Source organism: Microbacterium sp. ZXT2-5 (assembly GCF_055329545.1).
The window spans coordinates 2,018,391-2,042,923 of record NZ_JBUZWD010000001.1 but is presented as its reverse complement, the minus strand read 5'-3'; the positions used below and the strand labels follow the sequence as shown (position 1 = coordinate 2,042,923).

Below are 24,533 nucleotides of genomic sequence, written 5' to 3'. Positions count from 1 at the left end.
TGGAAGCTGTCGTGAAGCCGTCACAAGAGGTTTCTCCGCTAGCGCCCCTAGGGCCCTACCGACGCACGGTCGCGGGGGTGCTCGGCGGTCTGGTCGGGCTCGTCGCCCTCAGCGTGATCGCGGGCCTGCTGGCGGTCGCTCCGATCACGCCGGTGCTCGCGCTCTCGGGGCACGCGGCCAGCCGGGCGGTGTCGCTCTTCGACGGCATGCCGAGCTACCTCGCCATCGACCGGCTCATGCTGCCGACCACGATCTACGCCCGCGATCCACAGAGCGGGAAGGACGTGGAGCTGACCTCGTTCTACGACCAGAACCGCGTTCCGGTCCGCTTCGACGAGGTCGCACCCGTCATGTACGACGCGATCCTGGCGTCGGAGGATCCCAGGTTCTACGAGCACGGCGGCATCGATCTGATCGGCACCACCCGCGCGCTGATCAGGAACGCCCAGGGCGGCAGCATCCAGGGCGGATCATCGATCAGCCAGCAGTACGTCAAGAACGTCCTCGTGCAGCGGTGCGAGCGCGACGCGGTCGCCACCGACCGGCAGACCCGCGACGAGGTGCTGCGGACGTGCTGGCTCGACGCCACGCGGGCCAGCGGAGTCGAGGGCTACGAGCGCAAGCTCCAGGAGATCCGCTACGCCGTCCAGCTCGAGCAGGAGTACTCCAAGAACGACATCCTGCTCGGCTACCTCAACATCGCGAATTTCGGCGGCACGACGTACGGCATCGAGGCCGCGGCCCGCTACTACTTCAGCACCACGGCGGCGCGGCTCCCGCTCGGTCAGGCGGCGACCCTCGCCGGCATCGTGCAGAACCCGAACACGTTCCGCATCGACCGGCCGGGGGGCTCGATCATCGGGTCCGACGGCACCACATACAACAAGGCCGCCGACGGCGCGATCGCCGACGTCACCCCCGGCACGCTCGCGGGCTTGGACTCGCTGCTGGCGGCGGGGACGATCACGCCGGAGCAGCACCTCGCGGCCGGTGACGCCTACAGCGCGACCAAGGGGCGGCAGCTCTACGTGCTCGACCGGATGCGCGAGGACGGCCGCATCACCGACGAGCAGTACGTCGCCGCCGCGATCGAGCCGATCGCGCCCGCGGTCCAGCCCGCACTCACCGGGTGCGCGGCGACGTCGGCGCCCTTCTTCTGCCAGTACGTCGTCAACACGCTGCGCTTCGACCCCGACTATGCGGAGGCGTTCGGCGAGACGGCGCTGCAGCGCCAGCAGTCGCTCACCCGCGAAGGACTCCACATCTACACGACGCTGGACTGGCAGCTGCAGAACGCGTCTCAGGACGCGATGCGCCGGTACGCGCCGGAGGCGGTGCCGGGCATGGCGTTCGGCGCCGCATCGGTCAGCATCGACGCGCCCTCCGGCCGGATCCTCGCTATCAGCCAGAACAACCGGTTCACCGAGGACGCGGACCTGGCCGCGACCGATCCGGTCTACACATCCCTCGTGTACGCCGGTGACGCGGTGCACGGCGTCTCGGACGGCTTCCCGACCGGGTCGACGTTCAAGCTCTTCACCCTCGTCGACTGGCTCGAGCAGGGCCACTCGCTGTTCGAGCCCGTCAACGGCACGCTGCGCGCGATCCCGCGCCTCCGGGACCGCTGCGAAGGCACCTGGATCAACCGCGAGAACCACGTCGTGCGCAACTTCGGCGGCGTGCGCGGCTACACCGGGACCCCGATGCAGTTCACGGCGCAGTCGCTGAACAGCGGCTTCCTCGGCATGGCCGAGAAGCTCGACCTCTGCGACATCGAGCAGGTCGCCGCACGGATGGGCGTCACCCGCGGCACCGGCGACCCGGTGGATCTCGACGGCGCCGCGTCGATCATCGGGACCAACAACATCGCGCCGGTCGCGCTGGCGGGCGCCTTCGCCACGGTGGCCAACAACGGCGTCTACTGCGTCCCGCGGGTCATCGAACGGGTGGTCAACGCCGAGGGCACCGAGCTGCCCGTGCCCGGCGACCGCTGCTCGCAGGCCATCAGCCCGGAGGTGGCGGCGGCGACGGCGTTCGCGCTGCAGGGCGTGATGGTGCCCGGCGGGACCGGTTCGGGCGGAAACCCCAACGACGGCACGCCACTGCTGGGCAAGACGGGCACGCACGAGCAGATCCAGACGTGGCTCGTCGAGTCCAGCACCCGCGTCACGACCGCGGTCTGGGTCGGCAACGCGATCGGGGAGGGCGACGTGTTCCGGGTGTGGCACGACGGACGCCCGCTGTCGCAGGCCCGCCTGCCCCTCGCGCGCGACATCCAGGCCACCGCGAATCAGCTGTATCCGGGTGCCGGCTTCGCCCCGCCGCCCGGGCAGCTGATCGGACGGCCGCCGGCCCGGGGCGGGGGCGGGGACGACTGACCGCGGACGGTCACGCGCCGATCCGGCCGAGGATGCCGGCGACGCCTGGGAGCCGGCGGCTCACCGCGCGTGGAGCCGCACGCTCCAGGACGTGCGCTCGCGCGGGACGCGATACCGCGCCGGCAGCGCGGGACCCACGGATGCCGAGCCGAGGCCCTGCTGCGCGTGATCGATGTTGAGCCACACCCGTCCCGAGTCCACGAGCTGGTGCGGCTTGTCCGCGCGCTGCAGTGCGTGCGAGTCCCAGCGGCGGGCGGTGAAGTCGAACTGCGGCCGTCCGGTCACCACGAGCGACGGCATCCCGTCCCCGCCGATCTCGAGCCAGCGGGTCTGTACGTGGTTGCCGTTCTCCTGCGGCACGGGGTACGGCACCTGCAGGTCGTCGATGCTGCGGGAGTGACGGCCGACGCGCGAGCCCTCGAACGAATCCGCGTAGGTCTCACCCGGCCCCCTCCCGAACCACGTCGCGCGCTGCGCCTCGGGGGGCAGAGCGAACAGGAGCCCCAGCCGCGGCACCGGGATGTCGCGGTGCATGTAAGGGGTGTCCGCCCACGGACCGACGAAGTCGACGTCGGCCGTGAGCACCAGGGTGTCGCCCTCCGCTGCCCACGTCATCGTCCATTCGACGCCGTGCGGGTGCGTGCGCGGCGCCGTGCGCCCCCGCACCTGCAGTCTCCCGTCGGCGGCGACGACCTCGTCCACGCGGTGCAGCAGCCGGTGCAGCTGCGTCTTGCGCCACACCGCGGCCAGGTTGTTGAGCTCGCCCTGGCCATGGTCGTTCTCGGTCGGCGCGCGATGCAGGTCGAGGACCGGGCCGTCGATGTCGAGGTCGCCGAGCCGCGTCAGCCGCCCCGTCGTCGCGTCGAAGACGCCGGCCCCGACCTCGACCAGCCCCGCGGTCGCGCGGGAGGGACCACGCCGGGGACGGTCGGCGGCGGCAGCGGTCGACGCCGAATCGGCGTGATCGGTCGACGCCGGGCCGGCGTGGGGCTCCTCCGCGTCGAGCACCCGCTGACCCCACGCGACGACGTGGCCCGCCGACGCCCACAGCTCGTCTGCGGCGAGCGCGGCCTCGACCGTCAGGACGACGTCGGCGACGGATGCCCCGCCCGCCGCCGCGCTCCGCTCCGGCGGTCGGAGCGCGCGGCCTGAGGCATCCGGAATCGCGATCTCGACGGCCTCGCCGGCCGCCACGAACGGGACGGGCAGCTCCCCCGCCGCGGCGACGACGCCGTCGGCCTCGACGCTCCAGCGGAAGACGAGGTCCGAGGTGTCGACCGCGTGACGCCGGTTGAGGAGGCTCACCGAGCGCTCCCCCACCCGGATCTCGACGGGTTCGTGGGCCTTGGCCAGCTCGACGAGGCCCGGCGTGGGCGTGCGGTCGCTGAACACCAGCCCGTGCAGGCTGAAGCGGCCGCCTCGCGGCTCGTAGTCCACGTCGTCGCCGTGCATCACGAACGGGATGCCGTCATCGGTCGTCGCGTGGAACCCGTGGTCGATCCACTCCCACACGAACGCACCGCACAGGCGGTCGTGCGCACGGATGATCCGCCAGTAGTCCTGCAACGACCCGGGTCCGTTCCCCATCGCGTGCGCGTACTCGACGAGGAGGAACGGCAGCCTCCGGCGCCGCGCCTCGTCCGCCTCCGTGACGCCGTCAGGGAGCGGGGACGCCGCACCCTGCTCCCCCAGCACCATCCCGTGCATGCTGAGCCGTCCGCCGCGCGGCTCCTCGCGCCGCCCGATCTGCTCGAGAAGCTCCAGCGACGGGTACATCAGCGAGTAGAAGTCCGAGTCGCGGTAGCTCGGGTCCCGCTCGTACAGCACCGGACGCGACGGATCCCGCTCGTCGAGCCAGCGCCGCATGTCGGCGAAGGCGGCGCCGGTCATGCTCTCGTTCGCCAGCGACCACACCACCACGCTGGGACGGTTCTTGTCGCGCTCGACGGTCCGCCGGAGGCGGTCCATGAGCGCCTCACGCCACTCGGGGAGCGCGGGCGGGTTGCGGGCCCACCCCTCGTAGATGAAGCCGTGCGTCTCGAGGTCGACCTCGACGACGACCCACAGCCCGTATTCGTCGCACAGCCGGAGGAACTCCGGGTGCGGCGGGTAGTGGCTGGTGCGGACCGCGTCGATGTTCGCCCGCTTCATCATGACGATGTCCTGGACCATCGCATCGCGGTCCAGCGCGCGGCCGGTGAGAGGGTGATGCTCGTGCCGGTTCACACCGCGGAACGTCACCGGACGCCCGTTGGCGGTGAGGACGCCGTCGACGATCTCGACGCGCCGGAATCCGATGGCGAGCCCGACCGTCTCGCCGGCCGAGCGGAGCGTGCCGCGATACAGCCGGGGGCGGTCCGCGCTCCACGGCTCGACGGCGACGGTCGCGGTCTCACCGGCCGGCATGCGGATGCCGAGCTCGGGGATCTCGACCACCGCCGCGGTCGTGGCATCCACCCGCAGCGTGCCGAGGCCTGTCGACGCGTCGTAGTCGGCGTGCACGAAGTGGTCGTCGATCGCGTCATCGGGACGAGAGAGGAGCTCGACGTCGCGGAAGATGCCGGGCAGCCACCACATGTCCTGGTCTTCCAGGTACGTGCCCGCCGACCAGCGATGAACTCGCACGCACAGCACGTTGCGTCCCGCGCGCACCGGCGCCTCGAACTCGAACGGCAGACGGCTGCCGGTCGACCACCCCAGCTCCCGGCCGTTGAGCCACACCTTCGCGCACGAGTCCACGCCCTGGAACCGCAGCACCGCGCGGCCGAAGTGCTCGGGCACGTCGAACGTCACGCGGTAGTCGCCCGTCGGGTTCTCGGCCGGCATGCGCGGCGGATCGAGCGGGATGGGATAAGCCGTGTTCGTGTAGAGCGGTCCCTCCTCGGTGCCGAGCATGCGACGGGCGGGTCCGCCCGCGAGCGGCGTGAACTCCTCGAGCACCCAGTGGGAGGGAACCCGCATGCCGTCCCAGGCCGAGTCGTCGAAGTCCGTGTCGAGGAAGGCGTCGCCGGTGCCCTCGGCCGTGGGCGAGAGCCGGAAGCGCCACGTCCCGTTCAGGCGGAGCACGCGCGCGTCGGTCAGGGCATCGGCGCGGGGCCGGCGCCTGCCCGACCCGGGTGCCGTACTCTCCCAGTACCGCTCCCCGACGTCGGCACCCGTCGCCGCGTCGTGACCGCCGGAGACAGCCGTCGAAGATCCGCTATTCTGCATGTGCATCGGAGCTTGCATATCCATTCTTTTATGAATGTGATTGCAGTCTAGTCCAGCAAGGAGTCCCCATGGCAAGGACGGCGGCCCCGTCGACGCTTCCGCGCGCCCATGTGCCCGACGCCGTCATACGCGCCGTGACGGATGCCTCACGCATCCGCCGGCGCGCCATCGACCGCGTCGCCTACGCGAGCGACGCCTCGCACTTCCTCCTCACACCGCAGGCCGTCCTCATCGCCGCCGACGCCGCCGAGGTGGGCGCCGTCATGCGCGCGGCGAGCGCGAGCGGCTCGCGGCTGACCTTCCGTTCCGGCGGCACCAGCCTCTCGGGGCAGGCCTCGACGGACGGGCTCCTCGTCGACGCGCGGCAGCGCTTCCGGCGGATCGACGTGCTCGACGACGGCCGGCGCGTGCGGGTGCAGCCGGGCGCCACGGTGCGCCAGGTCAACGCGCGCCTCGCGCGCCACGGCCACCGGCTCGGGCCCGACCCCGCCAGCGAGCTGGCGTGCACGATCGGCGGGGTGGTCAACAACAACTCCAGCGGCATGGCGTGCGGCATCACCGAGAACACCTACCGCACGCTCGAGTCCCTCGTCTTCGTCCTGCCTTCGGGAACGATGGTCGACTCCGGCGCCCCCGACGCCGACACCGCGCTGCGCGCGGCGGAGCCCGCGCTCGTCGACGGGCTGCTCCGGCTGCGGGAGCGCGTGGTGTCGAACCCGCGCTCGGTCGAGATCATCCGCAGGCAGTTCGCGATGAAGAACACGATGGGATACGGCGTCAACGCCTTCCTCGACTTCGAGACCCCCGCGCAGCTGCTCGCCCACCTCGTCGTGGGCAGCGAGGGGACGCTCGCGTTCGTCGCCGAGGCGACGTACCGCACGGTGCCGCTGCGCCCGCAGATCGCGACGGCCCTGACCGTGTTCCCCGATCTCGACGCGGCCACGCGCGCCCTCCCCGACCTCGTCGCCACCGGGGCCGTGACCCTCGAGCTGATGGATGCCACCTCCCTGCGCGTCGGCCAGTCGCTCGCGGGTGCCCCCCGGCAGATCCAGGGACTCGCCGTCCGCGACCAGGCCGCACTGCTGATCGAGTATCAGGCGGATGACGGCGAGGAGCTCGCCGACCTCGTCGCCCGCGGCGGGCGGGCGCTCGCGGCGCAGCCGCTCGAGGCCGCGGCCGCCTTCTCGTCCGACGCCGCGGAGCGCACGGCCGCCTGGAAGCTCCGCAAGGGCCTGTACGCCTCGGTGGCCGGCGCCCGGCCGAGCGGGACCACGGCACTCCTGGAGGACGTGGTGGTGCCCGTCGAGCGCCTCGCCGCCGCATGCGAGAGCCTGCAGACGCTCTTCGACCGCTACGACTACCGCGACAGCGTCATCTTCGGGCACGCGAAGGACGGCAACATCCACTTCCTCCTCACCGACCGTTTCGAGTCGTCCGAGCAGCTGTCGCGTTACACCGCCTTCACCGAGGACATGGTCGACCTCGTGCTCGAGGCGGGCGGCAACCTCAAGGCAGAGCACGGCACCGGGCGCGTGATGGCGCCGTACGTGCGGCGTCAGTACGGCGACGAGCTGTACGAGGTCATGCGCGAGCTGAAGCGGCTGTGCGACCCGGCCGGCATCCTCAACCCGGGTGTCATCATCGACGACGACCCCGACGCGCACCTGAAGAACATCAAGCTGGCCGATCCGATCGAGCCCGAGGCCGATCGCTGCGTCGAGTGCGGCTACTGCGAGCCGGTGTGTCCGAGCAAGGACCTGACGCTCACCCCGCGCCAGCGGATCGTCACGCGGCGAGCGATCGCCCGAGCCGAGGCATCCGGCGACGACGCCCTCGTGCGGGAGCTGGAACGCGACTACGACTACGCGGGGGTCGACACCTGCGCGGTGGACGGCATGTGCCAGACTGCGTGCCCCGTGCTCATCAACACGGGATCGCTCGTCAAGCGGCTGCGGCGGGAGAACGCCGGGCGCGTCGCGAGCACGGCATGGTCGGGCGCCGCCCGCTCCTGGGGCGCAGCCACGCGGGCCGCGAGCGCGGGCCTGACCCTCGCGGACAGGCTCCCCGGCGGACTGGTCACCGCGGCCACCGACGTCGCGCGCGCTGTGCTCGGCGCCGACGCCGTTCCGCGGTACACCGACGACCTGCCGCCGGGCGGCTCGCCCCGCTCCCGGCTCGGGTCCTCGATCGGCGCGCCGGACGCGGCCCCGGTCGCGGTCTTCCTCCCGGCCTGCGTCAACACCATGTTCGGGCCGGCCGGGGACGGCATCGGCGTGACCGAGGCCTTCCGTCGCCTCGCGGAACGCGCCGGCGTGCGGCTGGTGGTGCCCGACCGCGTCGACGCGCTGTGCTGCAGCACCCCGTGGACCTCGAAGGGCTACGCCGGCGGTCGCGCGATGATCGCCGAGCGCGTGGTGACGGAGCTCGCTGCGACCTCCCGGGACGGCGAGCTGACGATCGTGACGGATGCCTCCAGCTGCACCGAGGGCTTCGTGCACCTGCTCGCCGACGCGGGCGTCGCGGGCGTCGTGGAGGACGCCGTGTCGTTCACCGAGCGGGTGCTGCTCCCGCGCCTGGGCCCGGTGACGCCGCGGGTCGGGACGCTGGCGCTTCATCCGACCTGCTCCTCGGCGCAGCTCGGCCTCGACCCGGCGCTGCGCCGGGTGGCGGAGGCCGTGGCCGCCGAGGTCGTCGTCCCCGACGCATGGGGCTGCTGCGGCTTCGCCGGCGACCGCGGGATGCTGCATCCCGAGCTCACCGCGTCGGCCACCGCCGCCGAGGCCGCCGAGGTGCGCGCGCTGGACGCGGACGCGCACGCGTCGTGCAACCGCACGTGCGAGCTGGGCCTCACGCGCGCGACCGGAGCGGACTACCGGCACGTGCTCGAGCTGCTCGAGGAGGTCACCCGCCCGACGGCGGGATGACGAGGCGAACCTAGCCCGCCGTCGACTCCCGGACCACGAGCTCGGGCTGGAAGCGCACTGTGCGCTCGTGCGCACCGCCGGCATCCTCCTGCTCCTTCAGGAGCAGGTCCACCGCGGTGTAGCCGATCAGGTGGGCGGGCTGGCGCACCGAGCTCAACGGCACGACCGTGGCCGAGGCGAAGTCGATGTCGTCGTAGCCGATGAGGGCGATGTCGCGCGGCACCCGGAGGTCGGACATCAGCGAGAAGGCCTGCAGCGCGCCCACGGCGAGCAGGTCGTTCGCGGTGAAGACGGCGTCCGGCCGATCCCCGACCGGCCGCGCGCGGAGCAGCTCGCCCGCCTCGCGTCCTTGCAGGACGGTCAGCGCCGACATCTCGACCACTTCCAGCGTCGCGCCCTCGACCTCGGCGATGGCCCGGCGGGCGCCCTCGAGGCGGTCGGCGACCTGACGGATGGTGAGGGGACCGGCGATGTACGCGACGCGTCGCCGTCCGGTCGACAGCAGGTGCGAGACGGCGAGGTAGCCCCCCTCGACGTCGTCCACCGACACCGAGGCGAACCCGCGCTCGGCATCCTCGTGGTCGACGAGCACGACGGGGACGCCGCCGCTGCGGAGCCGGTCGAGGCGGTCGAGGTCACCGTGCACCGGCGTCACCAGCACGCCGTTGACCCGCTGCTCGCGGAACAGCTCGAGATAGGCGTCCTCGCGGTCGGGGCGCTCGTCGCTGTTGCCCAGCAGCACGCTCATGCCGGACTCCGCCGCGCGGTCCTCGGCGCCGCGGGCCACCTCGGCGAAGAACGGGTTGCCCGCATCGAGCACGATGAGCGCGATGCTGCGGCTGCGTCCCGCCCGCAGCTGGCGTGCGGCGTCGTTGCGCACGAAGCCCAGTTCCTCGATCGCCTGCGTCACCCGCTCGACGGTCGACGGCGAGACCTTCTCGGGACGGTTGAGCACATTCGAGACCGTTCCGACGGAGACGGATGCCGCAGCCGCGACATCGCGCACGCTCACCACCATGGATCCCCCAGTGCTTCCTCTTGCTGTCCGCGAGTGTAGGGCACCGGCGCGCGGTGGCGCCCGAGGGGCCGCCGCGACGCCGTGCGCGGCGCCGGACGGCTCCCCCGGGCAGACGCCGGGTCAGGCATCCGCGTGCGCCTTCTCGCGCTGAGCCGACAGCGCGGCGAGGCGCTCGGCGATCTCCTGCTGCGTCTCGGGACCGGCGTGCATGAACAGCGCCTCTCCGAGCTCCCGCCGCGAGGACCACCGCGTGTGGGTCCGGAACGCGTGCGCCTTCTCGGGGTCCACCGCCTCCAGCACGCGGCCGACCGCCTCGTACGCCTCGAGGTCGTCGATGACGGCGGCGAGCGTCGAGTCCAGACCGATGCGGGATGCCGGCGCGGCGGGCGCGGCATCCGCCATCTCCCACTCGTGGGTGCCCGCACCCACCTCCAGCTGCCGGCCGTCGGGCAGGACGACCACGGCCGTCGTGTTCGGCGGCACGACAGCCTCGACGCGCAGGACGCCGTCGCCACGCGTCCAGCCGGCCCGCGCGGTCCCGTACGGCGTGAGGTGCTCGGCCCAGGCGTGGTCGAACTCCGCGAGCGGCTGCGGCTCGATGCGGATCCGCGCATAGCCGGGCGCGTCCGGCGCGAGCCCTGCGACCACCCGGTGCAGCCAGTCGCCGATCGCGCCGAGCGCGTAGTGGTTGAACGACGTCATCTCGCCCGGGTTGATGGAGCCGTCCGGCAGCATCGAGTCCCAGCGCTCCCAGATCGTCGTGGCGCCCATCGTCACCGGGTACAGCCACGAGGGGTTCTCGGTCTGCACCAGCAGGCGTCGCGCCGTCTCGAGGTGGCCGGTGCGGGTGAGCGCGTCCTGGATGATGGGCGTGCCGACGAACCCGGTGCCGATGCGGTAGCCCGAGAGCCGCGTGAGCTCGGCGAGCCGCTCGCCCAGCTGCGCGTGCTGCTCGGGCGGCGCGATCTCGAAGACGATCGCCATCGCGTACGCGGTCTGGGCGTCCGACATCATGCGTCCGGCCGGCGTCACGTACTCGGCGAGGAACGCCGCGCGCACCTCCTCGGCGACCCGGGCGTAGTCACGCGCCTCCTCATCCCTCCCGAGCAGTGCCGCCGCGCGGGCGACGGCGTCCGCGGACCGGAAGAGGTAGGCCGAGGCGACGATGTCGGCGTCGGTCTTGGCGTTGGCGGGCAGGTGCGGCGGAGCATCGGGGTCGAGCCAGTCGCCGAACTGGAACATCCCCTCCCACAGGCGCCGGGGCCCGGCGAGCTCGATGAGCACGTCCGCCCAGCCCTTCATGCTGGAGTACTGGCGCTCGACGGTCGCGACATCGGCGTAGCGCTCGTGGAGCACCCACGGCACGATGGTGGCGGCATCCCCCCACGCGGCGGCGGGACGCGCGGCGCCGAGCGCGTTGGGCACGACGAACGGCACGACGCCGTCGACCTGCTCCAGCGCGAGGTCGCGCAGCCACGAGTCGAGGAAGCCGCGCACGTCGTAGAGGAACGACGCGGTCGGGGCGAACACCTGGATGTCGCCCGTCCAGCCCAGGCGCTCGTCGCGCTGCGGGCAGTCGGTCGGCAGGTACAGGAAGTTGCCGCGCAGGCCCCAGACGATGTTCTCGTGGAGCTGGTTGACGAGGGGGTGGGATGCCTCGAACCAGCCGGTGCGCTCCATGTCGCTGTGGATCACCACGGCCGTCACCGCGGACGGGTCGAAGTCGCCCGGCCAGCCGTCGACCTCGGCGTAGCGGAACCCGTGGAAGGTGAACTCGGGCTCCCACTCCTCCACGCCGGAGCCTGCCAGCGTGTAGTGGTCGGTGGCCGCCGCCGCGCGCAGCGGGCGCGTGCCCAGCTCGCCGTGCTCGAGCACTTCGGCGTGGCGCAGCGTGATCTCGGTGCCCGCCGGTCCCTCGACCCGGATGCGGAGGCGTCCGACGAGGTTCTGCCCGAAGTCCAGCACCGTCCTGCCGCTGGGCGTCGTGATCACCTCCTGCACCGTCAGCTCGTCGAGCCGGCGCACGAACGGCGACACCCGCGCCTCCGGCGTGCGGATCGCCTCGAGCTCTGCGGCCGGACTCCACGCGGACGCGTCGTAGCCGGCCTGCGCGAAGCCGCGGCCGTCGGCGTCGACGAGCGCGCGGCGTGCGTCGTGGTCCTCCCCGGCATACAGGCCGCTCGCCGTGATGGGCCCTGTCGACGCCTGCCACGAGGCATCCGTCGTCACCCACTCGGACGACCCGTCCGCGTACTCGATGAGCAGCTGACCGGCGAAGCGGGGCTGCTCGGCGTAGAGCGGCCGGGCGTTCTCGCGGAAGCCGTAGCGCTCGGTCGCCCACGCGCCCGCGAGCCGCACACCGATGGCGTTGCGCCCCTCGGCGAGGAGCGCCGTGACGTCGGTCGTCTCGTGGATGGTGCGGTGCTGGTACGGCGTCCAGCCGGGCTTCATCACCTGGTCGTCGACGTCGGTCCCGTCGATCGCCACCTGGTACACCCCGACGGCCGTCGCGTACAGGGTCGCGCGGGCGACGGGTCCGGTGACGTCGAACTCGGCGCGCAGGCAGACCGGCTGCGCCGTCTGCGACGGGGAGGCCAGCCCGATCGCCGTCGCCTGCCACTCGCCCTCGCCGAGGAAGCCGGCGAACACGCGCCGCGGCGCGCTCCACGGGCCCGTCACGCCGTCCTCGCCGGTGACCCGCACGCGGAGCGTCGCCTCCTCGCGCGGCGCGAGCGGGGCGAACGGCCACGCCACGCGCGTGGACATGCGTCCCTCGACGCGGTGCTGCGACGCATCGGCGCCGCGGGTGATCTCGACGTCGGCCGACGCCTGGAGCCAGCCTGGAGCGTCGGTGTCGGTGCGCCAGCCGATCTCGGGCGCGGGCGACGCGACGACGTCGCTGCGGTACGGCGCGTCGATGACGATGTGGGGAACGGGGCTGCTCATGGCACTCCTCGGGGTTGTCGGCAGTGGGGCGGGGTCGGTGTGGGGCGGGTGTCAGGCGGGCACGACGGCGACCGGATGCGCGATCGCCGGGGCCGTGACGCGGATGCGGTGGATGCCGTGGCCGAGCTCGGCCGGCGCCGGGGCGTCGTCCACCGTCGCGGTCGACGCGGCCGTGACCGGAAGGTCCAGCAGGGCGCGGGAGCCGAACGGCACCTCGAGGGTCGCCTCGAAGACGTCGCCCTCGACGCGCCATCGGATGGCGAGGCGCCCCTGCGGCGTCTCGATCGACGCCGCAGCCCGGTCGAGACCGTCGGCCGGCCGCGGCGCGACGTGCACCGTGCGGTAGCCCGGGTCGTCGGCGTCGGGCGCGAGGCCGGCGACCGTGCGGTACACCCAGTCGATCATCGCGCCGTACGCGTAGTGGTTGAACGAGAGCATGCCGGTGTCCGCCTCCGACGCGTCCTCGGTGGGCAGGGCGTCCATCGCGCCGGAGTGGATGCTGCCGTCGGGCAGGATCGCATCCCACCGCTCCCACACCGTCGTCGCGCCGCGATCGACCTGGTAGAGCCACGACGGCGCCTCACGGCGGAGGACCATGGTGTACGCCTCGTCGAGGTGACCACTGTGCGAGAGCGCGAACAGCACCAGCGGCGTCCCGAGGAAGCCGGTCGCGATGCGGCCGTGCTCGCGGCGGACGTTCTCGGCGAGCCCCGCGGCGATCTCGGGGCGACGCGCGGCCGGCGCGAGGCCGAACTCGAGGGCGATCGCGGCCCCGCTCTGGGTGAGGACGGCGTCCTCGCCCCAGCGCTCGAACGTCGCCGCGGCGACGCGGTCGGCCAGCTCGTCGTACCGGGCGGCACCGTCCTCGTCGCCGAGGATCCGCTCGGCGCGCGCGAGCAGGCGGGCGGAGCGGGCGTAGAACGCGTTCGAGACGAAGTCGCTCGACACCTTCGCCTCCCACGGCCGGTCCCCGGGCGCGTCCGGATCGAGCCAGTCGCCGAACTGGAAGTCGCCGGGCGCCAGCACGACGTCGTCGCCGGCCCGCCGGCGCAGGTGCTCGACCCATCGGCGCATGCTGTCGCGCTGGCGCTCGAGCACCTCGGTCGAGCCGTACGACTCGTACACCGCGAACGGCACGATGGTGGCGGCATCCGCCCATCCGGCCCGTCCCATGTTGGGCGTCTGCACGCCGCCCATCAGCATGTCCTGCGGGCGGATGATGTCGGGGACGACGGCGGGCACGCCGCCGTCGTCGGTCTGATCGATCTCGAGGTCGCGCAGCCACGAGAGCCAGAACGCCTGGGTGTCCAGCAGCGTGCTCGCCGTCGCCGCGAACGCCTGGGCGTCCCCGGTCCAGCCGAGCCGTTCGTCGCGCTGCGGGCAGTCGGTGGGCACCGAGACGAAGTTGTCCCGCTGCGACCAGTACACGTTCGAGTGGAACCGGTCGAGGGCCTCGTGCGAGCACTGGAACGAGCTGCGCACGGCGAGGTCGCTCGAGATCGCGACGGCGGTCGCCGAGACGACCTCCGCGCCCTCGACGTCGGCGTAGCGGAACCCGTGGAACGTGAACGCCGGCTCGAGCACCTGCTCGCCGTCGCGGTCGAGCGTGTAGACGTCGGTGGCCTTGGCCGACCGCAGCGCCTTCAGGTGCAGGTCCCCCGAAGGCTCGAGCACCTCGGCGTGACGCACGGTCACGACGTCGCCGGCGCGGCCGCGCACCACCAGCCGGACCCAGCCGGAGATGTTCTGCCCGCCGTCCAGCCGCGCGCGGCCGTCGTGCCCGGCGACCGACATCGGCAGCTCGGCGACGGTGCGCACGGGCGGCGCCGAGCGAGGCTCGAACCGGCCGGGGTCGATCTCGACGACGGATGCCGCCACCCAGCCGTCGCCCCGGTAGCCCGGCTCGTGCATGCGGGGGTCGTGGCGGCGCAGGTCGGTCACGGTGCCGTCGTAGATGCTCGCGCTGCGCAACGCGCCGAACCCGGCCCGCCACGAGGCATCCGTCTTCGCGACGATCGCACCGTCGGCCTCGAGCTGGGCGAGCGCGCCGGTGCGGTCGCCGTAGATCGCCTGCCGCCGCGCGAAGCCGAAGCTGCCGCGGTACCAGCCGTCGGCGACGGCGAGGACGATCACGTTGACGCCCTCGTGCAGCAGCCCGGTGACATCGAGCGTGTCGACGAGGATGCGCTCCTGGTAGGACGTCCACCCCGGCGTGAGGTGGGCGTCGGTCGCGCGCACGCCGTTGATCCAGGCGTCGACGAGGCCGAGGGCGCTCAGGCGCAGCCGCGCCGCCGACGGGACGCGCTCGAGCGCGAACTCCGTGCGCAGCAGCGGGACGGGGCCGTCCGCCGGGCCGTCGGCGCCGATGACGGATGCCTCCAGATCGGGGCCGTCCACGCCCGCCTCGACGACGAGCGGCTCGCTCCAGTCGGACCAGCCGTTGGTGGTCGCCAGGCGCACCGCGAAGGCCGCGCGCTCCCCGGGCGCGAGTTCGCCGGCCACGTGCACGCCCACGGTCCGCGCATCGGCCACCGGCTCCGCGGCGGCGAGCGCGGCACCCTCCCGGCCCTGCGAGAGCTGATATCCGACGATGCGGGCGCGGGGGTCGTCGGTCTCGGCGCGCCAGCTGAGGCGCAGGCCGCGGCGAGGAACCCCGAGCAGGGCGTCACCGTGCTGGGTGCGGAGGCCGACCACGCGGGTCGCAGCGTCGAGCGCGTCGGCGGGGGGAAGAGCCGTCATGGCCGGATCCTTTCGGCGGGCGGCAGCGTCGCGGCCCGCGGGACCATCGTGAAACGATTCAGGGTTGGATGTCAACCAAAGTGTAGACCGTTACACGATCGTGACTGAACGTTTCAAACCCGCTGTTGACCCCGGCGCGGATGGGCCGTAGCTTACGAGAGTTGAATGGTTTCAATGTCGGATGGCATGGGACTCCATCCGACGAAGCACCAGGGAATCCGGCAGCGTGGGCGGATCATCCGCTCGGCTTTACAAGGAGGTAAAGATGAAGAGCTCCCCGACCAGGAGAGTGCTCGTCGCAGGCGCGGGCATCGTGGCACTGGCCGTTCCGTTGGCGGCGTGCAGCGCCGGTGGCGGCGGATCCGAGGACGGCACGGTCGAGATCACGTACCTGACGCAGAACGCCGAGGCGAACGTCGCCGCGGCCGAGGCGCTCATCGAGGCGTTCGAGGAGGAGAACCCCGACATCTCGGTGCGCCTCGAGACGCAGCCGGCGGGCACCGAGGGCGACAACCTGATGAAGACGAAGCTCGCCACCGGCGAGATGGAGGACGTCTTCCACTACAACTCGGGCTCGCTGTTCCAGGCGCTCAACCCCGACCAGAACCTCGTGCCGCTCGACGACCAGGACTGGACCGGCGACCTCATCGACACGATGACCGCCGTGGTCTCCACCGACAACGGCGTCTACGGCGCGCCGTGGGGCGCCACCCAAGCCGGCGCCGTGGTCTACAACAAGGCGATCTACGCCGACCTCGGCCTCGAGGTGCCCACGACGTGGGACGAGTTCGCCGCGAACAACGAGGCGATCAAGGCGGCCGGCATCGCCCCCGTCATCCAGACCTACGGCGACACCTGGACGAGCCAGCTCTTCGTGCTCGGCGACTTCGGCAACGTCCTCGCGCAGGACCCCGACTGGGCCGAGGAGTACACCGCGGGCAACCGCAAGTACGTCGACGAGCCGGGCATCCAGGGCTTCGCGAACCAGCAGGCCGGCTTCGACGCCGGATGGTGGAACGAGGACTTCGGGTCGGCATTGTTCGACGACGGCGCCCGCATGGTCGCCACCGGCGAGGGCGCGCACTACCCGATCCTCACCGGCATCGTCTCGACGATCTCGCAGAACAACCCCGACGAGCTCGAGGACGTCGGCGTCTTCCCGCTGCCCGCCCAGGACGCGGCCGACACCAAGCTCACGGTGTGGCTGCCGAACGCGATCTACATCCCGAAGACGACCGAGGGCGACAAGCTCGAGGCGGCGAAGAAGTTCGTCGCGTTCACCCAGACCGAGGCCGGCTGCGAGGTGCAGAACACCGCGATGGTGCCCAGCGGGCCGTACGCGAACGCCTGCGAGCTTCCCGGCGACGTGCCCGGGCTGCTGAAGGACATGCAGGTCTACTTCGACGAGGGCAACACCAACCCGGCGCTGGAGTTCCTGTCGCCCATCAAGGGACCGAACCTCGAGAACATCACGGTCCAGGTGGGCTCGGGCATCAGCACGGCCGAGGACGGCGCCGCCCTGTACGACGAGGATGTCGTCAAGCAGGCGCAGCAGCTCGGCCTCGAAGGCTGGTGAGCCGGCAGCGGATCTGAACAGCATCCGATTCGGGGGTCGCGTCGTCCGCGGCGCGGCCCCCTCCCCACATCAATGGAGATGACATGACGACGCTCGCACCCGCCCCACCGCAGACCGCCGCTCCCCCGCCACGCAGACGGCGGACGATCGGGAGCATGTACCCGCTCTGGTTCTACGTGCCGGCCGGGATCCTCTTCATCGTCCTGTTCGCCGTCCCGACGTTCGCGTCCTTCTACTTCAGCCTCACCCGCTGGTCGCTGTTCGACGTCGAGTTCATCGGGTTCGACAACTTCGTGACGTTCTTCACGGAGCCGATGCTCTACCAGAGCCTCATCAACACGTTCATCTACGGCTTCATCACGTCCGGGCTCAAGGTGGTCCTCGGGCTCGCACTGGCCCTGCTGCTGACCGGCTCGATCCTCGGGCGCGGCTACCTCCGGGCGACGATCTTCTTCCCCGTGCTGGTCTCGACGATCGGCGTCGGCATCACGTTCAAGGTGCTCATGGACCCGTTCGACGGGCTCATCAACGAGACCCTCGCGATCTTCGGCATCCAGGGTCCCGCCTGGCTCACCGACCCGTCCCTCGCCCTCTACTCCGTCGCGCTGGTGGATGTCTGGCAGGGCGTCGGCATCGCCACCCTCATCTACATCGCGGGCATCGTCGCGATCCCGCAGGAGTACTTCGAGGCCGCCCGCGTGGACGGCGCCGGCGCCTGGAAGGTGTTCCGCAACATCACACTCCCCCTCGTCACCCCGGCGACCGGCACCGTCGTGCTGCTGTCCCTCATCGGCGGGCTCCGCTCGTTCGAGCTCATCTGGGCGATGACCAGGGGCGGTCCCGGGTTCTCGAGCGACGTCATCGCGTCGGTCATCTACAAGCAGTACCAGGCGGGCTTCTACGGCCTGTCGACGGCGGGCAACGTGGTGCTCTTCGTCATCGTCACGGCCATCGTCGTGCCGATCTTCTGGGCCATCAACCGTCGGCAGGTGGAATCATGACCGTCACGCGCACCATCACGACCGCGGACTCGCGCTCTGCGCGACGACTGCCGCGCGAGGACCGCCGCCCGCTGACGCTGCGCAAGTTCCTCCGCAAGTACGTCGTCGGCGTCATCGCGATCATCCTGTCGATCATCGTCTTCATCGTGCCGTTCGCGTTCATCTTCCTGACCGCGGCGAAGAACCCCCAGGAGGCGTCGCTCTTCGAGTTCACGCTGCCGCAGGAGGGCTGGTACCTGTGGGAGAACTTCCTCACGGTGCTGCAGACGCGGGACTACATCATCCTGCGCGCGTTCTGGAACAGCACGGTGCTGACGGTCGTGAGCGTGGCGATCATGGTGATCTTCTCGGCCGCCGTCGGGTACGTGCTGCAGCGCCGCAAGTCGCGGTGGAACGGCATCGTCTACTTCTTCGTGTTCGCGGGCCTCATCGTCCCGCCCGCCGTGGTGCCCACCATCTGGGTGCTGCAGGGGATCGGCCTGTTCAAGACCATGCCCGGAATGATCCTCATCGAGGCGGCCTTCGGCCTGTCGTTCTGCATCCTGCTGTTCCGCGCCTTCGTCGCGACGATCCCGCGCGAGCTGGACGAGGCGGCGATCATCGACGGCGCAGGACCCATGCGGCTGTTCTTCTCGGTCGTGATGCCGCTGCTGAAGCCGGTCATGGTGACGATCATCGTGGTGCAGGCGGTGCGCGTGTTCAACGACTTCACCGGACCGCTGTACTTCCTGCCCGGCGACGCGAACGCGACGGTCCAGCTGACGCTCTACAACTTCCAGAGCCAGAACCTCAGCCAGTGGAACCTGCTGTTCATGGACATCCTGCTCATCACCATCCCGCCGCTGATCATGTACATCTTCTTCAACCGGCAGATCGTCGCAGGCTTGACCAGCGGAGCGGTCAAGGGGTGATGCGGCGTGGTGTCACCAGAACTCCGCGGGCACGGTCCCGCGGAGCCAGGCGAGTTCGTTGTCGCGGATGAAGGTCGACAGCGTCTCGTCGGGGGTGAGGTCGCCCGCCAGCCACTCATCGAGGATGCGGAGCAGCTCGCGGCCGGAGTCCGTGTCGGGATCGTCCACGACACGGCTCCACGCCTCGACGAAGCCGTCGGGCGTGTCGACGGTCAGCATCAGCTTCGAGACGTACTTCGGTCCGGGCAGCATCACGTGGTTCGCCGCGAGCGCCGCCCGCGCCGCAGCCAGGGCGAGATGCAGTCCGGCGTGGCGGCGGAGGAATCCGTCGCCACGCTCGACCGCCTGGCGCAGGAAGTAGCCGCCGTAGAGGCGCGCCTGCGCCACGTGGGAGCGGATGCGCTCCTCCCAGACGTCGTCGGGGAGCACCGGGATGCGGGCGACCGTGTCGGCCAGCCCGTCCAGCTCGCTCCACGCCACGCGCGCACCCACGAAGGACGCGCGCGTGGGGTCGTCGGCCCGCTCGATCGCCGTCTGGAGGTACGTCGGGCTGACGAGCTTGATGTCGATGTACGAGCCCGGATAGTCCAGATCCCGTCGCTCGACCCAGGCGTACCGGCCGCGCGCGGTCTCGGCGGCGAAGCGCTCGTCGTCCACCACCAGGTACACGTCGACGTCGGAGTCCTCGCGCTCCCGGCCCCGGGCCACCGAGCCGACGAGCACCACGCCGAGCACGCCGGGCTCGTCGCGTACCGAATCCACGTAGGCGGCGAGCGCCCGCTCCTGCTGCTCCACTCGTGCTCCTTCGCATCGAATCCCTCCCCACGCTATCGACACATCCGGCGTCCTCGCGTAGCATGCGACGGGAAGCGCTTTCCCAGTTGCGGAAAACGTTTCGGACGTTTATCGTTGAAACGATTCATACCGCGGGCGATCCCATCGGGGGGATCGGCCGACCGCAGAGGAGCCCCACACTCATGACGAGCCCGACCGCGACGAAGCGCGTCTGCTTCCAGCTGCAGGTGCGACCGGAGCTGCTGGACGAGTACATCGCCCGGCACACGCCGGTGTGGCCCGAGATGCTCGAGGAGATCGCGGCGGCCGGCCGGCGCAACTACTCACTGTTCCTCGGCGAGGGCGGCCGGCTCATCGGCTACTACGAGACCGATGACGACGAGGCCGCCCAGGCCTACCTGGCGCAGTCCGAGGTGGCCGCGCGGTGGGAGGCCGAGATGGGCCGCTTCTTCACGGGCCTCGACGGACGCCCCGACCAGTCGGCGACGCCCCTCACCGAGGTTTTCAACCTGCACGACCAGCTCACCGCCGCCCGGGGTGCGGCGAGCGAGAGGCTCCAGACGGACCCCGCCCACGAAGAAGGCACCGCATCATGACGACGACGCTGTCACCTGACATCCTGTCCGCGCTCGAAGGCCAGGCCATCGAGCTGCCCAGCTGGGCGTTCGGCAACTCCGGCACGCGGTTCCGCGTGTTCACGACGCCCGGGACGCCCCGCGACCCGTACGAGAAGATCGCCGACGCCGCCCAGGTCAACGCCTACACCAAGCTCGCGCCGAGCGTCGCCCTGCACATCCCGTGGGACAAGGTCGACGACTACGCCGACCTGCGCCGCCACGCCGAGGACCTCGGCGTGAGCCTCGGCACGATCAACTCGAACACCTTCCAGGACGAGGACTACAAGTTCGGGGCGCTCACGCACCACGACGACCGCATCCGCCGGAAGGCGATCGACCACCACCTCGAGTGCATCGACATCATGAACGAGACGGGGTCGCGGGACCTCAAGATCTGGCTCGCCGAAGGCTCGAACTACCCGGGCCAGGGTGACATGCGCGCCCGCCAGGACCGCCTGCAGGACTCGCTGCAGCAGATCTACGACCGCCTGTCGGACGAGCAGCGCCTGGTGCTCGAGTACAAGTTCTTCGAGCCGGCGTTCTATCACACCGACGTTCCGGACTGGGGCACCTCGTACGCACAGGTCGCAAGCCTCGGCGACAAGGCGATGGTCTGCCTCGACACCGGCCACCACGCGCCCGGGACGAACATCGAGTTCATCGTGATGCAGCTGCTGCGCCTCGGCAAGCTGGGCTCGTTCGACTTCAACTCGCGCTTCTACGCCGACGACGACCTCATCGTGGGCGCCGCCGACCCGTTCCAGCTGTTCCGCATCATCTTCGAGGTGGTGCGCGGCGGCGGCCTGAACAACCCCGACGTGGCCTTCATGCTCGACCAGTGCCACAACGTCGAGGACAAGATCCCCGGCCAGATCCGCTCGGTGCTCAACGTCCAGGAGATGACGGCGCGCGCCCTCCTCGTCGACCGCGACGCCCTCGCCGCGGCGCAGCAGGCGAACGACGTCCTCGCGGCCAACGCCGTGTTCATGGACGCGTTCTACACCGACGTGCGGCCGGCGCTCGCCCAGTGGCGCGAGTCGCGCGGGCTCGCCGCCGACCCGATGGCCGCGTACGCGGCATCCGGCTACCAGCAGCAGATCGCCGCGGACCGCGTCGGCGGCACGCAGGCCGGCTGGGGAGCCTGACCGCACCAGACCCACCGGGGGCGTGGGATGCCGATCCCCGCGCCCCCGGTGCACCACCCGATCCCGGCGCCGACGCCGGGAGCAGATCCCGAAGGATGCAGATGAGCGAGCCCTACTCCGCCGCCGATGGACTCGTGCGCGTATACCCGGCGCGCGAGCCGAACGGCTCCGGCCTGGTGTGGGCGCACGGCGGCGGATTCGCCTTCGGCGACCTCGACATGCCCGAGTCCGACTGGGTCGCGCGCAGTCTCGCCGCGCGCGGCACCACCGTGGTGTCGGTGGACTACCGACTGGCTCCGGTGCCCGAGGGGTGGCGGCCCACTGAGCCCGCGCGCCCGGGGCACCACTACCCCGCGGGCTCCGACGACATGCTCGCGGCCTGGTCGTGGGTCGTCCAGACCGCCGACCGGCTGCGCATCGCACGCGACCGCATCGCGATCGGCGGCACGAGCGCCGGCGGCAACCTCGCGGCGGGGGCGACGCTGCGCCTCATCGAGCGGCGGGCGCAGGCGATGCCCGCCCTGGTGCTGCTGGCGTACCCGACGCTGCTGGCCGTGCAGCCCGCGCCGGATGCGGCTCTGCGCGCGGCGCTCGATGCCCGTCCGGACGCCGACCGGTTCGGCCCCGACGCCGTCCTCGGCATGTACGAGAACTACCTCGGCGGCCCGGTCGACCGCGCGCCGCTGGGCGCGATCCCCGGCCTCGCCCGACCCGTCGACCTGGCGCAGTTCCCGCCGACGCTGATGGTCAACGGCGACGTCGACGAGCTCCGCGTGTCGGGTGAGGCGTTCGCCGCGTCACTGCGCGCCGCCGGACGCCCCGTCGAGGTCGTCACCGAGCTCGGCACCGAGCACGGCCACCTCAACCGGCCGCATGAGCCGGCGGCTTCCGTCACGATCGACCGCTTCGCCGCCCGCCTCGCCGCCCTCCCGGCAGGCGCCCCCGCCTCCACCCCCTCCGTTCAGCCGTCGCAGGCGCACGCCGAATCAGCCCCGAGCCGGGCATAGCCGACGAACGAACCCCCGAACCGCACGCGCAGAAGGAACCGCATCATGACCAACCAGGCCGTCACCGACCTCATCACCCGGTCCAATCGCCTCGGCGCCGACCCGAAGAACACCAACTACGCCGGCGGCAACACGTCGGCCAAGGGCACCGAGACCGATCCGGTCACCGGCGAGCCCGTCGAGCTGCTGTGGGTCAAGGGCTCCGGCGGCGACCTCGGCACGCTGAAGGAGTCGGGCCTGGCGGTGCTGCGTCTGGACCGCATGCGCGCACTGGTCGACGTCTACCCCGGTGTCGACCGCGAGGACGAGATGGTCGCCGCGTTCGACTACTGCCTGCACGGCAAGGGCGGCGCCGCGCCGTCGATCGACACCGCCATGCACGGCCTCGTCGACGCCGCGCACGTGGACCACCTGCACCCCGACTCCGGCATCGCGATCGCGACCGCGGCCGACGGCGAGCAGCTCACCGCCGAGATCTTCGGCGAGAAGGTCGTGTGGGTGCCGTGGCGTCGCCCGGGCTTCCAGCTGGGCCTGGACATCGCCGACATCAAGGCGAAGAACCCGCAGGCGATCGGCACGATCCTCGGCGGCCACGGCATCACCGCGTGGGGCGACACGTCCGACGAGGCCGAGCAGAACTCGCTGTGGATCATCGAGACCGCCGCGGCCTACATCGCGAGCAACGGCAAGGCCGACCCCTTCGGCGGCGTTCGCGCGGGCTTCGAGGCACTCCCCGAGACCGAGCGCCGCGCCAAGGCCGCCGCGCTGGCGCCGACCATCCGCGGCCTGGCGTCGACCGACAAGCCGATGGTGGGCCACTTCACCGACTCCGACGTCGTGCTGGACTTCCTCGCCTCCGAGCGCGCGCCCGAGCTGGCGGCGCTCGGCACCAGCTGCCCCGACCACTTCCTGCGCACCAAGGTCAAGCCGCTCATCCTCGACCTGCCGGCCGACGCGAGCGTGGAGGACTCCATCGCGCGCCTGCAGGAGCTGCACGAGGCCTACCGCGCCGACTACCAGGCGTACTACGACGCACACGCCACCGCCGAGTCCCCCGCGATCCGCGGCGCCGACCCGCTCATCGTCCTGGTGCCCGGCGTCGGCATGTTCTCGTACGGCGCCAACAAGCAGACCGCCCGCGTCGCCGGCGAGTTCTACGTCAACGCCATCAACGTCATGCGCGGCGCCGAGGCGCTGTCGACGTACTCCCCGATCTCGGACGCCGAGAAGTTCCGCATCGAGTACTGGGCGCTCGAAGAGGCGAAGCTGCAGCGGATGCCCAAGCCCAAGACGCACCAGGGCCGCATCGCGCTCGTCACGGGCGCGGCATCCGGCATCGGCAAGGCCATCGCGACCCGCCTCGCCGCCGAGGGCGCGTGCGTCGTGATCGCCGACCTCGACCTCGGGAAGGCGCAGGCCGCCGCGGCCGAGCTCGGCAACGCGGATGTCGCCATCGGCGTGGCCGCGAACGTCGCCGACGCCGATGCGATCCAGGCCGCCTTCGATACCGCCGTGCTCGCGTTCGGCGGCGTCGACCTCGTCGTCAACAACGCCGGGCTGTCGCTGTCGAAGCCGCTGCTGGAGACCACCGAGAAGGACTGGGACCTGCAGCACGACGTGATGGCCAAGGGCTCGTTCCTGGTGTCGAAGGCGGCGGCGAAGATCCTCATCGAGCAGAAGCTCGGCGGCGACGTGATCTACATCTCGTCGAAGAACTCCGTCTTCGCGGGCCCCAACAACATCGCGTACTCCGCGACCAAGGCCGACCAGGCCCACCAGGTGCGCCTGCTCGCGGTCGAGCTCGGCGAGCACGGCGTGCGCGTGAACGGCATCAACCCCGACGGCGTCGTGCGCGGCTCGGGCATCTTCGCCTCCGGCTGGGGCGCCAACCGCGCCGCGACCTACGGCGTGAAGGAAGAGGACCTCGGCCAGTTCTACGCCAACCGCACGATCCTCAAGCGCGAGGTCGTGCCCGAGAACGTCGCCGACGCCGTCTACGTGCTGACCGGTCCCGAGCTCTCGCGCACCACAGGTCTGCACATCCCGGTCGACTCCGGCGTGGCCGCCGCGTTCCTCCGATGACCGCCGCGAGGGCGCGCCGAGATGCCGCGATCTCGTCGACCGACCACGCTGTCGGCGCCGAGGACGTGGTCGCTCGCCGAGGACGGGCGATCTCGACGGCCGACGGCGTTCCTGCGAGCCGGAGCCCGCGGTGACCGGCGGGGTGGTCGCGGCCGTCGACCTCGGCGCGACGAGCGGTCGCGTC

14 protein-coding genes are annotated in these 24,533 nt (G+C 71.5%); 9 read left to right on the top strand and 5 right to left on the bottom strand.

The features are described 5' to 3' along the window. Window positions 1-77: 77 nt before the first annotated feature. Window positions 78-2,378, top strand: a complete 2,301-nt coding sequence (locus ACZBH1_RS08925) for a transglycosylase domain-containing protein (protein WP_336394478.1) — start codon at window positions 78-80, stop codon at window positions 2,376-2,378. Window positions 2,379-2,438: 60 nt separating this feature from the next. On the opposite strand, the gene ACZBH1_RS08920 is transcribed toward ACZBH1_RS08925, so the two are convergent. Next, complete coding sequence (locus ACZBH1_RS08920) at window positions 2,439-5,594, bottom strand: glycoside hydrolase family 2 TIM barrel-domain containing protein (protein ID WP_463646175.1); 3,156 nt, start codon at window positions 5,592-5,594, stop codon at window positions 2,439-2,441. Window positions 5,595-5,656: 62 nt separating this feature from the next. On the opposite strand from ACZBH1_RS08920, the gene ACZBH1_RS08915 reads away from it, so the two are divergent. Then, window positions 5,657-8,512 carry an FAD-binding and (Fe-S)-binding domain-containing protein gene (locus ACZBH1_RS08915; protein ID WP_463646174.1) on the top strand — a complete coding sequence of 952 codons (2,856 nt, stop codon included), beginning with the start codon at window positions 5,657-5,659 and terminating at the stop codon, window positions 8,510-8,512. Between the two features lie 10 nt (window positions 8,513-8,522). Here the strand turns inward: ACZBH1_RS08915 and ACZBH1_RS08910 are convergent, their stop codons facing one another. The 3 genes from ACZBH1_RS08910 to ACZBH1_RS08900 form a co-directional block, all read right to left on the bottom strand. Continuing rightward, window positions 8,523-9,530: a LacI family DNA-binding transcriptional regulator gene (locus ACZBH1_RS08910; RefSeq protein ID WP_463646173.1), complete on the bottom strand. Its 1,008-nt coding sequence runs from the start codon at window positions 9,528-9,530 to the stop codon at window positions 8,523-8,525. A gap of 120 nt (window positions 9,531-9,650) precedes the next feature. Then, complete coding sequence (locus ACZBH1_RS08905) at window positions 9,651-12,476, bottom strand: alpha-L-rhamnosidase (RefSeq protein WP_463646172.1); 2,826 nt, start codon at window positions 12,474-12,476, stop codon at window positions 9,651-9,653. Window positions 12,477-12,527: 51 nt separating this feature from the next. Next, window positions 12,528-15,215 carry a family 78 glycoside hydrolase catalytic domain gene (locus ACZBH1_RS08900; RefSeq protein WP_463646171.1) on the bottom strand — a complete coding sequence of 896 codons (2,688 nt, stop codon included), beginning with the start codon at window positions 15,213-15,215 and terminating at the stop codon, window positions 12,528-12,530. Between the two features lie 265 nt (window positions 15,216-15,480). On the opposite strand from ACZBH1_RS08900, the gene ACZBH1_RS08895 reads away from it, so the two are divergent. The 3 genes from ACZBH1_RS08895 (at window position 15,481) to ACZBH1_RS08885 (ending at window position 18,703) form a co-directional block, all read left to right on the top strand. Next, entirely contained in the window at window positions 15,481-16,791 is a 1,311-nt protein-coding gene (locus ACZBH1_RS08895; RefSeq protein ID WP_336394472.1) for an ABC transporter substrate-binding protein, read from the top strand. 83 nt (window positions 16,792-16,874) lie between these two features. Then, window positions 16,875-17,792, top strand: coding sequence for a carbohydrate ABC transporter permease (locus tag ACZBH1_RS08890; RefSeq protein ID WP_336394471.1), 918 nt, complete (start codon window positions 16,875-16,877; stop codon window positions 17,790-17,792). After that, the gene (locus tag ACZBH1_RS08885; RefSeq protein WP_336394470.1) at window positions 17,789-18,703 is read left to right on the top strand and encodes a carbohydrate ABC transporter permease; all 915 of its coding nucleotides are present in this window, start codon (window positions 17,789-17,791) and stop codon (window positions 18,701-18,703) included. Before ACZBH1_RS08890 ends, ACZBH1_RS08885 begins: the two co-directional genes overlap by 4 nt. Before the next feature lie 12 nt (window positions 18,704-18,715). Here the strand turns inward: ACZBH1_RS08885 and ACZBH1_RS08880 are convergent, their stop codons facing one another. Next, window positions 18,716-19,498, bottom strand: a complete 783-nt coding sequence (locus ACZBH1_RS08880; protein ID WP_463646170.1) for a nucleotidyltransferase domain-containing protein — start codon at window positions 19,496-19,498, stop codon at window positions 18,716-18,718. A gap of 182 nt (window positions 19,499-19,680) precedes the next feature. Between ACZBH1_RS08880 and ACZBH1_RS08875 the strand changes: the two genes are divergently transcribed. The 4 genes from ACZBH1_RS08875 to ACZBH1_RS08860 all read left to right on the top strand — a co-directional run bounded on the left by ACZBH1_RS08875 (window position 19,681) and on the right by ACZBH1_RS08860 (window position 24,349). Further along, entirely contained in the window at window positions 19,681-20,094 is a 414-nt protein-coding gene (locus ACZBH1_RS08875) for an L-rhamnose mutarotase (protein WP_336394468.1), read from the top strand. Then, window positions 20,091-21,260 carry an L-rhamnose isomerase gene (gene rhaI / locus ACZBH1_RS08870; protein WP_452323503.1) on the top strand — a complete coding sequence of 390 codons (1,170 nt, stop codon included), beginning with the start codon at window positions 20,091-20,093 and terminating at the stop codon, window positions 21,258-21,260. Before ACZBH1_RS08875 ends, rhaI begins: the two co-directional genes overlap by 4 nt. A 101-nt stretch (window positions 21,261-21,361) precedes the next feature. After that, on the top strand, window positions 21,362-22,267 hold the full coding sequence (locus ACZBH1_RS08865) for an alpha/beta hydrolase fold domain-containing protein (RefSeq protein ID WP_463646169.1): 906 nt from the start codon (window positions 21,362-21,364) through the stop codon (window positions 22,265-22,267). A 45-nt stretch (window positions 22,268-22,312) separates the two neighbouring features. Next, window positions 22,313-24,349: a bifunctional aldolase/short-chain dehydrogenase gene (locus ACZBH1_RS08860; protein ID WP_463646168.1), complete on the top strand. Its 2,037-nt coding sequence runs from the start codon at window positions 22,313-22,315 to the stop codon at window positions 24,347-24,349. Window positions 24,350-24,533: the final 184 nt, after the last annotated feature.